This window comes from Streptomyces mirabilis, from assembly GCF_018310535.1.
GTDB lineage: Bacteria > Actinomycetota > Actinomycetes > Streptomycetales > Streptomycetaceae > Streptomyces.
Genome location: NZ_CP074102.1, coordinates 5,677,997 through 5,692,828 on the forward strand (window position 1 = coordinate 5,677,997; position 14,832 = coordinate 5,692,828).

Annotated in this window: 11 protein-coding genes; 5 read left to right on the forward strand and 6 right to left on the reverse strand. The window is 71.1% G+C overall.

The features are described 5' to 3' along the window. Positions 1-7 precede the first annotated feature (7 nt). Both SMIR_RS25060 and SMIR_RS25065 read right to left on the reverse strand, forming a co-directional pair. Positions 8-1,168: a hypothetical protein gene (locus tag SMIR_RS25060; protein WP_168491580.1), complete on the reverse strand. Its 1,161-nt coding sequence runs from the start codon at positions 1,166-1,168 to the stop codon at positions 8-10. Continuing rightward, positions 1,165-2,484, reverse strand: a complete 1,320-nt coding sequence (locus SMIR_RS25065; RefSeq protein ID WP_248003648.1) for a HesA/MoeB/ThiF family protein — start codon at positions 2,482-2,484, stop codon at positions 1,165-1,167. Before SMIR_RS25065 ends, SMIR_RS25060 begins: the two co-directional genes overlap by 4 nt. A 352-nt stretch (positions 2,485-2,836) precedes the next feature. Between SMIR_RS25065 and SMIR_RS25070 the strand changes: the two genes are divergently transcribed. Beyond that, a complete protein-coding gene (locus tag SMIR_RS25070) occupies positions 2,837-4,093 on the forward strand; it encodes a M14 family zinc carboxypeptidase (RefSeq protein ID WP_168491578.1) in 1,257 nt (418 codons plus the stop codon). Positions 4,094-4,227: 134 nt separating this feature from the next. Here SMIR_RS25070 and pepN read toward each other — a convergent pair whose 3' ends face one another. Then, entirely contained in the window at positions 4,228-6,807 is a 2,580-nt protein-coding gene (pepN, locus tag SMIR_RS25075) for an aminopeptidase N (RefSeq protein WP_168491576.1), read from the reverse strand. Positions 6,808-6,963: 156 nt separating this feature from the next. Here pepN and SMIR_RS25080 point away from each other — a divergent pair, with 156 nt between their 5' ends. Then, a complete protein-coding gene (locus tag SMIR_RS25080; protein WP_168501033.1) occupies positions 6,964-7,464 on the forward strand; it encodes a DUF1203 domain-containing protein in 501 nt (166 codons plus the stop codon). Between the two features lie 52 nt (positions 7,465-7,516). Here SMIR_RS25080 and SMIR_RS25085 read toward each other — a convergent pair whose 3' ends face one another. Continuing rightward, entirely contained in the window at positions 7,517-8,533 is a 1,017-nt protein-coding gene (locus SMIR_RS25085) for an aspartate-semialdehyde dehydrogenase (protein ID WP_168491574.1), read from the reverse strand. A 294-nt stretch (positions 8,534-8,827) separates the two neighbouring features. Here SMIR_RS25085 and SMIR_RS25090 point away from each other — a divergent pair, with 294 nt between their 5' ends. Further along, positions 8,828-9,349, forward strand: a complete 522-nt coding sequence (locus SMIR_RS25090) for a sigma-70 family RNA polymerase sigma factor (RefSeq protein ID WP_168491572.1) — start codon at positions 8,828-8,830, stop codon at positions 9,347-9,349. A gap of 1 nt (position 9,350) precedes the next feature. Then, entirely contained in the window at positions 9,351-10,088 is a 738-nt protein-coding gene (locus tag SMIR_RS25095; RefSeq protein ID WP_168491570.1) for a hypothetical protein, read from the forward strand. A 51-nt stretch (positions 10,089-10,139) separates the two neighbouring features. Here SMIR_RS25095 and SMIR_RS25100 read toward each other — a convergent pair whose 3' ends face one another. Together SMIR_RS25100 and SMIR_RS25105 are read right to left on the reverse strand one after the other, a co-directional pair. Next, the gene (locus SMIR_RS25100; protein ID WP_248002922.1) at positions 10,140-13,442 is read right to left on the reverse strand and encodes a S8 family serine peptidase; all 3,303 of its coding nucleotides are present in this window, start codon (positions 13,440-13,442) and stop codon (positions 10,140-10,142) included. 265 nt (positions 13,443-13,707) lie between these two features. Continuing rightward, positions 13,708-14,244: a CGNR zinc finger domain-containing protein gene (locus tag SMIR_RS25105; protein WP_168491566.1), complete on the reverse strand. Its 537-nt coding sequence runs from the start codon at positions 14,242-14,244 to the stop codon at positions 13,708-13,710. Positions 14,245-14,370: 126 nt separating this feature from the next. On the opposite strand from SMIR_RS25105, the gene SMIR_RS25110 reads away from it, so the two are divergent. Continuing rightward, positions 14,371-14,823, forward strand: coding sequence for a VOC family protein (locus tag SMIR_RS25110; RefSeq protein ID WP_168491564.1), 453 nt, complete (start codon positions 14,371-14,373; stop codon positions 14,821-14,823). The last annotated feature ends 9 nt before the right edge of the window (positions 14,824-14,832 follow it).

The following is a 14,832-nucleotide window of genomic DNA, read 5'->3' on the forward strand; positions in this document are numbered from 1 at the left end:
CGACCGGCTAGGACGACCGACGGCCGCGGCGGTCGCGGCACCACGTGCGGGCCCACAGCACATGCACCCCGCCGAGCGCGACCACGACGGCCGTCGCGTCGAGGCGCCCGGCGGCGGAGTGGCCGGGGCCCAGGTGCGCCACCGCGCGGGCGAACAGCGTGATGTCCGCGGGCAGCGTGACGGTCGCGAGGAACGCGAGACACAGCGTGGTGCCGACGACGAGCACCACGCTGTACACGCGCACCGCCCGCCGTTCGTGGGCGGGCAGTTCGAGGCTGGGATCCGGGGCGGTGGTACGGCGCAGCGTCCGCCGTGCCGCGTACTTCGTGTACGCCACCCCGTCCCCGTACAGATCGCGGCAGCGCGTCAGGTCCTGGAGCACGAAGTACAGGTCCGTACGCATGAAGACCATGAGCTGGAAGGGGAGGGGGAGCAGGGCGAGCAGGGCGACGGCGGCCAGGATCCGGCGGGGGGTGCCGTGCGTGGCGCCCGCGGCGAGGGCGGCCAGGGAGGCGACGGTGAGGTTGGTCGCGATCCCGGCGAGGTAGGCGGTCAAACGGTGGCGGCGCGGGGCGAGTTCGATGCCGCTGATGTCCGTCTGCATGACCAGGAACTGCAGGCGCGTACCGAGGCGCATCCGGCCGGGCACGCCGGTCGCCCGGGCGGTCACCAGGTGCGCGCACTCGTGGACCAGCAGGAGCGTCCAGCCGAAGCCCGCGCCGAGCGCGATCACCGCGCTGCCGTGCGGGCTCCAGAGGAGGGTGTGGTAGCTGAGGGGAACGGGTGGGCGGGTGAGCAGGGTGGTGGTGATCAGCAAGGCGATGAGGACGGGCAGGGCCGGGCTGAGGACCCAGCGCACATGGCGGGGCCTGATCCGGGCGAGCGTCGGTTTCGGCGGGGGCGGCGAGGCCACCGCCCGTCCGTCCACCTCGGCGACGAACCCGAGGTCCACCAGCGCTTCGACGAAGTCGGGTACGTCGATGTCGTCGCCGGTGATCTCCCGCAGTCGTTTTTCGACCTCGGCGGTGCTCAGCCCCTGCCCGAGCAGGTCCAGTGCCTGCTTGCCGACCTCGGGCAGCGCGACGAAGCGGCCCGTCGCCAGCCGGCCGACGATCCACTCGTCGCCGTCGGGGCGGGAGTCGAGGGTGTGCAGGCGTACGTGGTTCACGCGCGCTCCCCGGCCGCGCCGGTGGCTCCGCCCGCGCCGGTGGCTCCGCCCACGGGTCTGTCGCCGCACGCCGGGCAGTCGGGCCGCCGGGGGAATCTCTGCAGCACCGGGTCGCCCGGCAGCATCAGGTTCATCCCGAAGCGGAAGCCCGGATCGAGTGCCGGGACGCCGCTCAGCAGGGCCAGGGCCGCGTGGGCGAGCAGTCCGCCGGACAGACCCGCGGTGACCGCGGTCGCGGGGTTCCACGGCAGGTGCGGGGAGGCGACCTCGTCATCCTGGCCGGGCGCCAGGCGCAGCTCGCGGCGGGCCACCTCGCCGGCCCGCAGACACTCCCAGCAGGCACCACGGCCGGGTACGTGGACCCCGGCCGTCACCAGGGGGCCGCGGTAGCCGGCGTCGACCCAGGGCAGGTTCGCGGCCAGGCAGACACGGTTCGCCCAGCGGCGGATGTCGTCGGGACGGTCGGCGGCGAGGACGAGAAGGTCGTACGAGTCCCGCGACGGGCAAGGGACGTCGGGTGCCCCGGCGTGTTTCGGCTCGCTCGGGGCTTCGGGTGCCCCGGCCTGTTTCGGCTCACTGGGGGCTTGGGGCGGTCCGGCCCGTTTCGGCTCGCTCGGGACGTCGGGTGCCCCGGTCCGGATCAGCTCCGCCAGGTCCGCCGGGTGCCGTATCTCCCGGCGCTCCCCGGTCACCGTCACGTCCGAGTTCAGCGCCCGCAGGGTGGCGAGCGCTGCCGTCACCTTCGGGTGGCCGAGGTCGGACTCGCGGAAGAGGGGCTGGCGGTTGAGGTTGGACAGCTCCACCACGTCCGGGTCCACGCAGTGCAGACGGCCGACCCCGGAGGCGACCAGGCTCTGCGCGGCGTACCCGCCCGTGCCGCCGACGCCGACCAGCAGCACCCGGGCCCGGCGCAGCCGGAGCTGGGCGTCCCAGGGGCTCGTCCGGGGGCCGAGGTCCATCCAGCGCAGCAGCGGCACACCCCGGCTGTAGCGCAGCCGTTCCCGCTCGGACACCGGCACGGGCGCCGCCGCGTCCTCCACGAACCCGGCGTCGAGCAGGTCCGCCATCGCCTGCCGGGCGTCCTCGGGCGTGAGGTCGGGAAGTTCGGGATGCGCCCGCAGCACCTCGCCGACCACCGCCGACGGCTCCCGCGTTCCGTCCATCGTCTCGACCAGCGTCCAGACCCAGCCCTGCGGGTCCTCGATCTCGGCGCCGATGCCGTGGATGACGCTGCCGATGCGGACGTTGCCGTCGATCGTGCGGTACGGCCGGTGCTCGGGCTTGATCCGGGGTCTGCGGAGCGTGTCGACCGGCACCGTCACCAGGACCCCTTCCCGTTACAGGTACATGCCTTGACACTCTGGTCCCCCGAGTCGAGCCTTGACAAGACGCGGTCGGCGATCGCGCCCGCAACGCTCAACGTCCGTATTGACGAGAGGAGTTGGGGTGCCCACCAAGATTGTGATCCGCCCGTTGGACAAGAAGGAGACCACGGGCGACAGCAGCGGAGGCAACGGCGGCTGATCCGTTTCGCCGGACAGGCCCTAGGCCACCGCAGAGCCCACACAGAGAGGGGGCCACATGGCCGCCAAGATCGTGATCCGTCCGCTGGACAAGAAGGAGACCACCGGGGACAGCAACGCGAACGGCACCTGACCGGAGCCCGGCATGCGGGGAACCCCGTATCCCACCCTCGGTGAGCTGCTGCGACGCGCTCACGCGACGGTGGCGGCACGACCCGGTGCACTGCGGTTGCGTGCCGTCGGGACCTCGCGTGCCGGTCGGCCGCTGTGGCTGCTGTCGGCCGGACACGGCCCCCGGCACATCCTCACGGTCGCCGGCGCGCACGCCAACGAACCGGTGGGCGGGGTCACCTCGCTCGCCCTGGCCGAGAGGTTCACGCGGGAGCCCGCACTGCTCCAGGAGTCCGGCTGCGCCTGGCACTTCCTGCTCTGCCTCGACCCCGACGGCGCGAGTCTCGCCGGGCGCTGGCTGACCGGGCGGCCCGGCGAGGGACGGGCGGCCGAGGCCTCGCCGACCCTCCGGGGTTACTACCGGCGCTTCTACCGGCCCGCCTTCGCCGCGCAGCCCGAGTTTCCGCCTGTCGCCAGTGACCCGCGTCCGACGATGCCGGAGTCCGAGGCGTTGGTGCGGCTCATCGACGAACTGCGCCCGGTCGTGCAGTTCTCCCTCCACGGTGTCGAAGTGGGCGGATCCTTTCTGCAGTTGACTCGCGCGGTGCCGGGGGCGGCGGCCGCCTACCGTCGGATCGCCGCGGACCTCGGCATTCCCCTGGAACACCGGCCGTTCGACGGCATGGGATGGCTGGCCGAGAGCCCGGGCGTGCTCGTCCTGCCAGACAGCCGCCCCACCGAGGAACGGGACCCGTCCGGCTTCACCTCACAGGCGACCTGGCTGTACGCGATGCGGCACGGAACCGTCTCGGCGGTCGTCGAGGCGCCCTTCTGGAGCGTGGCGGGCGTCAGCGATCCACGGCCCGTCGCCGAGCCCCGGCGCGAGGTCGCGGAGGCGAGCGAGATCCTGCTCGGCCGGGGCAAACAACTGGAGGCGGTGGTCGGGGAGCTGGGGCCCAGGTCACCGCAGACCCCCGAAGAGATCGCCCACTTCACCGCCGCCCGCGAGCTCATGGACATCGGCCCCGGAGTCGTGGACACCTGGAACTCCGCCGAACTCGCCACCACCGTGGGCAACTCCGTCTCGCTCGGCGTCGCCGCCCGGCGCATCCCGCTGCGCGCGGCGGCCATGATGCGGCAGGCCCTGGGCGGCGCCCCCGCGCTGGACACCCTCGTGGAGGTCTGGGCCCGTGAGCTGGCGAGCACCTTCGACGCCCGCTGGGTCCCCGTGGCCGACCAGACCGAGCTCCAGACCCGCACGATGCTCGCACTCGCCCGCGCCCTGGTGTGACCCCGGGCGCCCACACGCGCGCTCACGCGAAAGGGGGCTCCCGGCACAACGCCGGGAGCCCCCACTCACGTACGACCGACTACGCGGAGGGGCTCCCGGCACAACGCTGGGAGCCCCCACTCACGTACGACCGACTACGCGGACGCCGCCGCCGCGTCCGCCGCCTGGGCCTTCAGCGCGCGCTCGACCCCGGAGCGCGACTCCGAGATCAGGCGCCGCAGGGCCGGGGTGGGCTCGGCCGAGGCCAGCCACGCGTCCGTCTTGGCGAGGGTCTCCTCGGAGACTTGGACGGACGGGTAGAGACCGACCACGATCTGCTGGGCGATCTCGTGCGAACGGGCGTCCCAGATGTCCTTCACCACGGAGAAGTACTTGTCCGTGTACGGGGCGAGCAGTTCGCGCTGGTCGGTCTGCACGAAGCCGCCGATCACCGCTTCCTGCACGGCGTTCGGGAGCTTGTCGGACTCGACGACCGCAGACCAGGCCTCCGCCTTCGCCTCCTCGGTGGGACGCGAGGCCCTGGCCGTCTCCGCGTGCCGCTCACCGGCCGCCGTCTTGTCGCGCTCCGCCTCGGCGCCGATCTCCGCCTCGTCGTAGCGCCCGACCGCCGCGAGCCGCTGGACGAACGCCCAGCGCAGTTCGGTGTCGACGGCGAGGCCCTCGATGGTCTCCCGGTCCTCCAGCAGGCCCTCCAGGAGGTCCAGCTGCTCCGGCGTACGGGCGGTCGCCGCGAAGGCACGTGCCCAGGCGAGCTGGTGGTCGCTGCCGGGCTCGGCGGCGCGCAGGTGCGCGAGCGTCGCGTCCGTCCAGTGGGTCAGCAGCGCCTCGCGGGCCGCCGGGTCGGCGTACAGCTCGATCGCCAGCTTCACCTGGCGCTGCAGCGACTGCACGACACCGATGTCGGACTCCTTGCCGATGCCCGACAGGACCAGGGACAGGTACTCGCGGGTGGCGAGCTCACCGTCGCGGGTCATGTCCCAGGCCGAGGCCCAGCACAGGGCACGGGGCAGGGACGACTCGAAGTCGCCGAGGTGCTCGGTGACGAAGGCGAGCGAGTCCTCGTCGAGGCGGACCTTGGCGTACGACAGGTCGTCGTCGTTGAGCAGGAAGACCGCCGGGCGGCGCTTGCCGACCAGCTCCGGTACGGCCGTCAGCTCGCCGTCGACGTCCAGCTCGACGCGCTCGTCGCGCACCAGCCTGCCGCTGTCGTCGTCGAGGTTGTAGAGGCCGATGGCGATGCGGTGCGGGCGGAGGGTCGGCTCACCCTTGGCACCCTCCGGGAGCGCCGGAGCCTCCTGACGGATCGCGAAGGAGGTGATGGCCCCGTCCGCGTCGGTCTCGACCTCCGGCCGCAGGATGTTGATGCCGGCGGTCTGGAGCCACTTCTCCGACCAGGTCTTCAGGTCGCGCCCGGAGGTCTCCTCCAGGGCGCCCAGCAGATCGCTGAGGCGCGTGTTGCCGTAGGCGTGCCGCTTGAAGTACGCCTGCACGCCCTTGAAGAACTCGTCCATGCCGACGTACGCGACGAGCTGCTTCAAGACGCTCGCCCCCTTCGCGTACGTGATGCCGTCGAAGTTGACGAGGACGTCGTCCAGGTCGTTGATCTCGGCCATGATCGGGTGGGTGGAGGGCAGCTGGTCCTGCCGGTACGCCCACGTCTTCATGGAGTTGGCGAAGGTCGTCCAGGAGTGCGGCCAGCGCGACTGGGGGGCGTAGGCCTGGCAGGCCGCCTCGGCGTAGGTGGCGAACGACTCGTTCAGCCACAGGTCGTTCCACCACTCCATGGTGACCAGGTCGCCGAACCACATGTGGGCCAGCTCGTGCAGGATCGTGGCGGCCCGCACCTCGTACGCGGCGTCGGTCACCTTGGACCGGAACACGTACTGGTCGCGGATCGTCACCGCGCCCGCGTTCTCCATCGCACCGGCGTTGAACTCCGGCACGAAGAGCTGGTCGTACTTCTTGAACGGGTACGCGTAGTCGAACTTCTCCTGGAACCACTCGAAGCCCTGCCGGGTGACCTCGAAGATCGCGTCCGAGTCGAGGAACTCGGCGAGCGAGGGCCGACAGTAGATGCCCAGCGGCACGCTCTGTCCGTCCTTCTCGTACACGCTGTGCACGGAGTGGTACGGCCCGACGATCAGCGCGGTGATGTACGTGGAGATCCGCGGCGTCGGCTCGAAGACCCAGGTGTCGTCCTTGGGCTCGGGCGTCGGGGAGTTGGAGATCACGGTCCAGCCGGAGGGCGCCTTCACGGTGAACTGGAAGGTGGCCTTCAGGTCGGGCTGCTCGAAGCTCGCGAACACCCGGCGCGCGTCCGGGACCTCGAACTGGGTGTAGAGGTAGGCCTGCTGGTCGACGGGGTCGACGAAGCGGTGCAGGCCCTCACCGGTGTTGGTGTACGCGCAGTCGGCCACGACGCGCAGGACGTTGCGGCCCTCCAGGAGCCCCGGAAGCGCGATCCGCGAGTCCTTGAAGACCTCGGCGGGCTCGAGAGGGTCCCCGTTCAGGGTCACCTCGTGAACGGCGGGAGCCACCAGGTCGATGAAGGTCTCCGAGCCGCTCTCCTCGACGTCGAAGCGCACCGTGGTAACGGACCGGTAGGTGCCGCCCTCCTGCGCGCCCGAGAGGTCGAGATCGATCTCGTACGAGTCAACGGTGAGCAGCTTCGCCCGCTGCTGCGCCTCTTCGCGGGTCAGGTTTGTGCCAGGCACGCGGTCATCTCCTCGTTATGTGACGGTTGCGCCATCCTTCCATGGGACCTGCACGGATGCGATGTCCGTTTCCCGCCGGTGCCAGGCACACGCGGGCGCGAGCCTGGAGACATGACGACGCACACGACGACGCACACGACGGACGCGACGACGGACATGACGACATACGCGACGACATACGCGACGACGTACACGGCCCGTCCCATCGATCCGGTGGTCCTGAAGGATCTCCGCACAGCTGACGATGCGGACCGCCCGATGGTTCCCTTCGCGGACGAGGAGGGCGGTGCGCCGCTGCGCTGCTGTCTGCGGCGCAGCGAACCCGGCGAGCGGATCGCCCTCGTCTCCTACGCGCCGCTGCGCCGCTGGGCCGCCGGGACAGGCGTCGACCCGGGCGCGTACGACGAACAGGGCCCGGTCTTCGTCCACGCCGACGACTGCCCGGGCCCCGACCCGCGCGGCTACCCCTTCCCGGGCGCTCACCGCACGGTCCGCCGCTACTCCGCCGAGGGCCGCATCCTGGGCGGCCGTCTGGTCGAGAACCCCGACGCCTTCGACGAGGCCTTCGCGGAGGCCTTCGCCGACCCGGAGGTGGCGCTCGTCCACGTACGGGCCGTGGAGTACGGGTGCTTCCTCTACGAGGTGCGGCGGGCGTGAGAAGGGGCGGTCACCGTGCGGTGACCGCCCCCCGGGGCACGTGGTACGGCTGTCAGCCCTTGAGCTCCGCCGCCACCAGCTCCGCGATCTGGACCGCGTTCAGTGCGGCGCCCTTGCGGAGGTTGTCGTTGGAGACGAACAGGGCGAGACCGTGCTCGGCCGTCTCGTCGGCGCGGATGCGGCCCACGTAGGACGCGTCCTTGCCGGCGGCCTCGAGCGGGTTCGGGATCTCGGAGAGGGTGACGCCCGGGGCGCCGGCCAGCAGCTCGGTCGCGCGCTCCACGCTCAGCGGACGCGCGAAGCGGGCGTTCACCTGGAGGGAGTGGCCGGTGAACACCGGGACGCGGACACAGGTGCCGGAGACCTTGAGGGCGGGGATCTCCAGGATCTTGCGGGACTCGGTGCGGAGCTTCTGCTCCTCGTCCGTCTCGTGCAGACCGTCGTCGACGATCGACCCCGCGAGCGGGAGCACGTTGAAGGCGATGGGGCGCTTGTAGACCCCCGGCTCGGGGAAGTCGACCGCGTCGCCGTCGTGGGTCAGCTTGTCGGCGTCCGAGGCGACCTTCAGTACCTGGCCGTGCAGCTCGGCCACGCCCGCGAGGCCGGAACCGGACACCGCCTGGTACGTCGCGACGACCAGCGCCTCGAGCCCCGCCTCCTCGTGCAGCGGCTTCAGGACCGGCATCGCGGCCATCGTCGTGCAGTTCGGGTTGGCGATGATGCCCTTGGGGCGGTCCGCGATCGCGTGCGGGTTCACCTCGGAGACCACCAGGGGCACCTGCGGGTCCTTGCGCCATGCGGAGGAGTTGTCGATCACGACCGCGCCCTGCGAGGCGACCTTCTCGGCCAGCGCCTTGGAGGTCGCGCCGCCCGCGGAGAACAGCACGATGTCCAGGCCGGAGTAGTCCGCCGTCGCCGCGTCCTCCACCGTCACACCGTCGAGCACCGTCCCGGCCGAACGCGCCGAGGCGAACAGCCGCAGCTCCTCGACCGGGAACTCCCGCTCGACGAGGATCCTGCGCATGACCGTGCCGACCTGACCGGTGGCTCCGACGATTCCGACCCTCACGGCGACTCCCTTAGCGTGCGTTTTACGTGGTCCAGCTCTTCCATCATGCGTCTGACCCGTGCCCGCGTGTCCAATCCTTTGCCCGTGCCGCCCGAGGAATGGGACGCGTCCGCCGTCCGGTGTCCGTTCGGCATCCGAAAGAAACCCTTCCGTCGGCCGCCGGGGACCGCAAGCCGTACGGCGTGGGCGTCCCCGCGGGCCCCGGCCCGGTGTGACGTACGACTCCTTCGCGTTCGGCCGAACGTTTCCGCCCACACCGGCGTCGTAGAGGAAACGCGGGAGGGGAGGGGCGGAGTGCTGCGCAGAAAGGCACGCCGTGCCCAGGGGGCGGACGATCCCCTGGACGCGGCCCAGGAACGCCGGGTGCGGGCGGTGCTCGCGCTCGGTGGCGTACCGCAGGCGGACCTGCCGGACGGGGTGCAGCAGGTCCGCCTGCGGTTGCTGGAACGCGCGGCGAAGGGGGACGAGGCGCCGCGTGACGTGTCCGCGTGGGCGGCGGTCGTCGCCTCGAACCTGGCGATGGACTGGCACCGGGCCAAGCGGCGCCAGGAGCGGCTCGGCGAGCGGCTGGCCTCGCTGCGGCAGCCCGCGGACGCCCGTGACGAGGACACCAGCGTGCTCTCGCTCGCCGTGGCGCAGGGCCTGGACGAGCTGCCCGACGCCCAGCGCCAGGTTCTCGTCCTGCGTTTCTACGCCGATCTGTCCGTGCGCGGGATCGCCGAGGAGCTCGGCATCCCGGAGGGCACGGTCAAGAGCAGGCTGCACTCGGCGGTCCGCGCCCTGCGCGCCCGCCTGCACGAGGACGAGGTGGTGTGACGTGGCCGAGTATGAGGGAGTGGACGCGCTGTTGGCCGCGATCACTGACGAGGCTCTGCCCGAAGGGGCCGGCGACGACCCGGAGTTCATGGCCGAGCACCGGTCGGCGGTGGCCGATGTGGCACTGCTGCGGGAGCAGTTGGCGGTCATCGGGGACGCGCTGGCGGACCGTGCGGAGGAAGCGAAGCCGGTCCCGGTACGGGCCCCCAGAAAGCGCACCCGCCGCCCCGAAGGCGCCCCCAGGAACCGCGGGCGCCGTCCCCTAGCCCTGGTCCTGGGCACCCTCGTCGCGGCCACCGTGGCCGCGATGGTCGTCGGCATGGGCTGGCTCCTCGCGCACAACGGGTCAGGCGCGTCGGAGACCAGCGGGGCCAAGGCGGCCGACAGCGGGAGCGCGGGCGAGGGGGCTTCGCTCAGCGGTCCGGGCTACCTCGCCTGCGCCCGGCTCGTCGCGGAGGGCACGGTCGCCGACGTCGAGCCGCTCCCCGGCACCACGGAGAACCGGATCACCCTCCACGTGGACCGCTACTACAAGCCGGAGAAGGGGAAGGCCGAGGTCGTCCTCCTACTGGACGAGGAGGTGGCTCCCCGGCCGCGCGAGGGCGAGCACGTGCTCGTCGCCCTCCACGACGACCCGGCGACACCGACCGGATGGACCACGGGGGCGAAGGCCATCGCCGACGAACGCGCGTGGATCGTGAAGGCGCTGCCCGAGTCCCGCACTCTCACGTGCCCGTGAAAAAGGGCGGGCGCCCGTTCCCGGACGCCCGCCCCTTCACCGACGCAGGTGTTACGGCGTGACCTTCTCGATCTTCACGCTGCCGAGGCCGGCGGCCGTGCCGCGGGCGTTCACCAGCTGGACCTGGCCGAAGAACTCGCGTCCCTCGGGGGCCGGCGCGGCCGCGGTGACCTCGCCGGACACCGTCGCCGTACCGCCCGTGGCGAGCTTCACCGGCGCCGACTCGTCGACCTTGACCGAGCCGAGCGCGGAGGAGAAGAACACGTCACGGTAGTCGTACGCGGTCGAGCCCGACGGAACCGAGTAGCCCACGACCTCGATGGTGTACGTACCGGCGGCGGGGTTGGGGATGGAGACCGCTTCCTCCGAGTCGCCGTCCGCGGACTGCGCGACCTGCTTGCCGGTGGAGTCGTACACCGTCAGGTCCAGGTCGGCGGCCGTGTCCGAGACATTGCCGATGGCGACGTCGAGCGACGCGGCGCCGGCCGGCACGTCGACCGTGCTGGTCTGGGTGGCGCCGCCCGCGATGGTCGGCCGGGCCGTCTTGGAGGAGCCGAGCGGGCCGCCCTTCAGGGTGCCGTCGAGCGCCGCGAAGCCGTTCGTCACCTTCCAGGAGGCGGTGACCGGCGTGCCGACCTTGGCCTCCGGGACCGTCACCACGGCCGGGTCGAAGGCCGCGCCGAGCACGGTGGCCTCCAGCTTGTACGGGTTGTCGAGCAGCGGCGAGGTACGGCGCGCCTCGACCTCGACCTCCCAGACACCGGACTGCGGGTCCGCGTACGAGCGCACGTCGGGCTTGCAGCCGTTGGTGTTCGGGTAGTTGCTGTAGCAGTACGGCGTGCCGGTGTCCTCGACCGGGACACCGTACGGGTGGATGGAGATGAACCGGGTCTGGCTCAGGTCCTTCAGCCCGCCGATCGCGACCTCCAACGCCTTCGCGCCCTCGGGCACGGTCAGGAAGTACGACTGCGTGCTGTTGCGCTGCACCGAACTCGACGCGGAGTAGCTGTACTTGAGCGGCGTGGAGACCACGACCGTCGTCAGGATCTGCTTGTCGAGACCCTCGGTCCGCGGGTCGTCGACCTCGAGGATCGCGCTCTTGATGCCGGCCGAGGAGGCCTTCGCGGCGACCTTGACGGTGACCGGCTTGTTCAGTTCGAGCTTGACCTCGTCGGAGCCGACGATCCTGAAGGTGTCACCGGCGTTGTTCTCGAAGTGCAGCTCGTGGCGGATCGCCTTGTCCGGGCCGGACGTACGCGTGATGGTGATGTCGTACGACTTCTTCACGCCGACCTTGAGGCCGCCCTCGCGGTCGTAGAGGCCGGTGCCGAAGCCCGGGGTCTTCAGGGCGTAGTCGATCGCGGTGTCGACGGGGGCCTTGACGGTGTAGTCGTGGGCGGTCGCGCCGTCCTTGATCGACTTCCACGCGTCCACGATGTTGATGAGGCCCGCGCCCTCCTCGTACGCCTGCACACCCTTGATGTGGTCGGCGGTCGAGGTGAGGGCCGTGCGCAGCTTGGCGGGCGTCAGGGCGATGCCCTTCTGCTTGGCGGCGCTCAGCAGCAGCGCGGACGCGCCTGCGGCCTGCGGGGAGGCCATCGAGGTGCCCTGGAGCATCGAGTAACCGGCCGGCAGGGAGTAGCCGGCCTGGGCGACCGGGGAGCCCGGCAGCCAGGTCTGCGTGGTGTTGATCGCGGCGCCGGGCGCGGTCAGCGTCGGCGTGAAGCCGCCGTCCTCCCGCGGACCGCGCGAGGAGAACGGCATCATCGCGTACTTCTTCTCCACGACGGAGCCGTAGTTGGCGGCCCAGGTGTCCTTGGAGATGGATGCGCCGACCGAGATGACCTTGTCGGCCAGGCCGGGGTCGCCGATGGTGTTGGCGCCGGGGCCGGAGTTGCCCGCGGAGATCACCAGCTGGACACCGTAGGTGTCGATGAGACGCGTGTAGAGCTCGGAGCGCGCGTTGTTGCCGTCGTTCAGCGCGGGCAGGCCGCCGATCGACATGTTCACGATGTCGACGCCGTGGTTGACGACGAGGTCGATCATGCCCTCGGTGAGCGCGACGTTGGTGCAGCTCGGGCCGAACACGCAGGCGCGCGACGAGACGATCTTCGCGCCGGGGGCGGCGCCGTTCATCTTGCCGCCGAACAGGCCGTTCGCGGAGGTGATGCCGGCGACGTGCGTGCCGTGCTCGCTCGCGATCAGACCGATGTTGACGAAGTCGGCCTTCTTGCCGACCCAGTCGCCCCCGTAGGGGTCCATCGGCACGTCCTTGCGGATCTGCACGACGAACGGCTGGCTCTCGACGACGTCGGTGGCCGGGTTGTCGGTCCCGAAGTGACCGATCTGGTAGCCGTCCTTGTACGGCTTCATCGCGGTGTCGTCGCTGAAGTCGTGGTTGTTGTTCACGTCGACGGTGACGGTGCCGGCCGCCGGGTCGTACAGGACGCCCCACGAGTCGGTGGTGTCGCCGTCACGGTTCACGTCGCCCGCGGCGTCGCCGCCCGCGGTCGCGGACTCCCGGAACGTGCTGATCTCGTACGAGCCCGCCGGGGACGTCCAGGTCTGGCCGCCGTAGGTGAAGGTGGGCCCGGAGACCGCGCTGACCATGGGCCGCCAGCTCAGGTCGTTGTCGAGGATCGGGTCGGTCGAGGTGACCCAGTCGACGATCTTGCGCTCGCCGGTGGTGGTCTTCTGCAGCGCCGGGTGGCTCAGGTCCACACCGGAGTCGAGGATGCCGATGGTGATGCCCCGGCCGTCCGCCTTCGGGTTCTTCTTCACGAAGTCGACGGCGCCCGTCTCGAAGGACGGGTTGTACGGGTTCTCGGCGGGGGTGTTCTTGTCGGGCGCGGCGTAGGTCTTCGTGGCCTTCGAAGAGGCGCCCTTGACCGTGTCGGCGCTCGGCGTCGGGTCGTCGAGCGCGATGTCCTGGCGCAGGTCGATGCCGTGCACCGAGGTCAGTTTGGTGGCGGCGGCGATGGCCGCGTCGGCCTTGGCGGTCGGGACGGTGGCCCGGACGTAACCGAGCTTGTCGTACGTCTGGCCGACGGAGCCGCCCTTGACCGCGTCCATCTCCTGGGCCACCTGCTCGGTCTGCCCGGGAGCGGTGGCGATCATCATCGTGACGTTCTTGGCGCCGTCGGCCTTGGCCTCGGCGAGGAGGTCCGCGTCGTCCGAACCGAGCTTGGCGCTCGCGGACTTGGTGCCCGGGTCGGGCGTGGCGGGTGCGTGGTCCGCGGAGAAGGCCATGGGTATCGGCCCGGCCGCGGAGAGCGCGGCCACCAGGCCTGCGGCCACGGCGATGCGGGCCACGCGTCTCGCGCCCGATATCGGTGCGCGCTGAGGATCGGTCATCAGCATCCCTTGTAGGTAAAGGAACGAGCGTGGAGTGACCGGTCCCGACGTTCCCACGGGACACGATCACATCAGTCCGGTATGTGGACCCGGATGACCGCTCAGCTTTACCTAAGGGGCAGTTGTTTGGGGAGAGTTGACCGAGGCGGGATGGAACCATGGCGTAATTCCGCCATACGCCATGACGGTCAAAGTGCGGTATGACAGGACATCGACAAGGAAGGTCGGTCGATCCCCGGCCGCCCGTCGCCTGCTGCCCGGCCGCTCAGGCCTCCCGTGTGCGCGCGTAGTGGCGGGACGCCTTCGCGCGGTTACCGCAGGCCGCCATCGAGCACCAGCGGCGGGTGCCGTTCCGCGAGGTGTCGAAGAAATGCAGGATGCAGGTGTCGTGGGCGCAGCGGCGGATGCGGTCGGGGGCGGTGGCGAGCAGACCGAGGTAGTCGCGGGCGGCGAGCCAGGCGGGCCCCCAGGACGGGTCGCCGAACTCCGCCTCCTCGCCGGGTCCCTGTCCGGTCAGCGTCACGCGGACGCGGCCGTGCGCGAGGACGGCGTCGATCCGGGCGGCGGCTTCCTCCAGCGTGCCGTCGACGGCCGAGCGCAGGGCGTCACGGGCCTCCCGTACGTGCAGCAGCACGGCCTCGTCGGCCGGGAAGTCCAGCCCGTTCGCCGCCAGCCACACCGCCAGGCCCTCGGTGTCCGTCAGCAGGTCCTGTGTCACTCCCTCGCGGTTCCAGCGGGTGTTGAGCAGGTCGAGCGAGACCGGCTCCCCGGTGAGCGGGCGGGGATCGGCGGTGGTGGGCATGAGGGGCTCCCTTCGGTGCTAACCGCTCAAGGGTAGGTCACTGGTTGACGCCCTTCACTCTAACCTTTAATGTCAATCACAAGGGTTAGCTCCTCTGTGGGGCGGCCAACGACAGACGGGACCGTCATGACCTTGCGCACCGGCCACATCGGCCTGAACGTCACCGACCTCGACCGCTCGCTCGCCTTCTACCGCGACGTCCTCGGCTTCGGAGTGATCGCCGAGGGCAAGGAGGAGGAGCGGCGGTACGCGTTCCTCGGCTCGCTCGCCGGAGACGGCCGCCCGGTGCTCACCCTCTGGCAGCAGGCGCAGGGGTCGTACGACAAGGCCCGCGCCGGCCTGCACCACCTCGCCCTCGAAGTGGACTCGGTCGACCAGGTCAGGGAGTACGAGACGGCCCTGCGCGACTACGGCGTCGACTTCGCGTACGAGGGCGTGGTCGCCCACCGTGAGGGTTCGGTATCCGGCGGCATCTTCTTCCACGACCCCGACGGCACCCGCCTCGAGATCTACGCGCCGAGCGGGGCAAAGGGGGCCCCGGTGCCGTCCGCCACCGCCCCCACCTGCGGTTTCTTCTAGGAGCTGTGG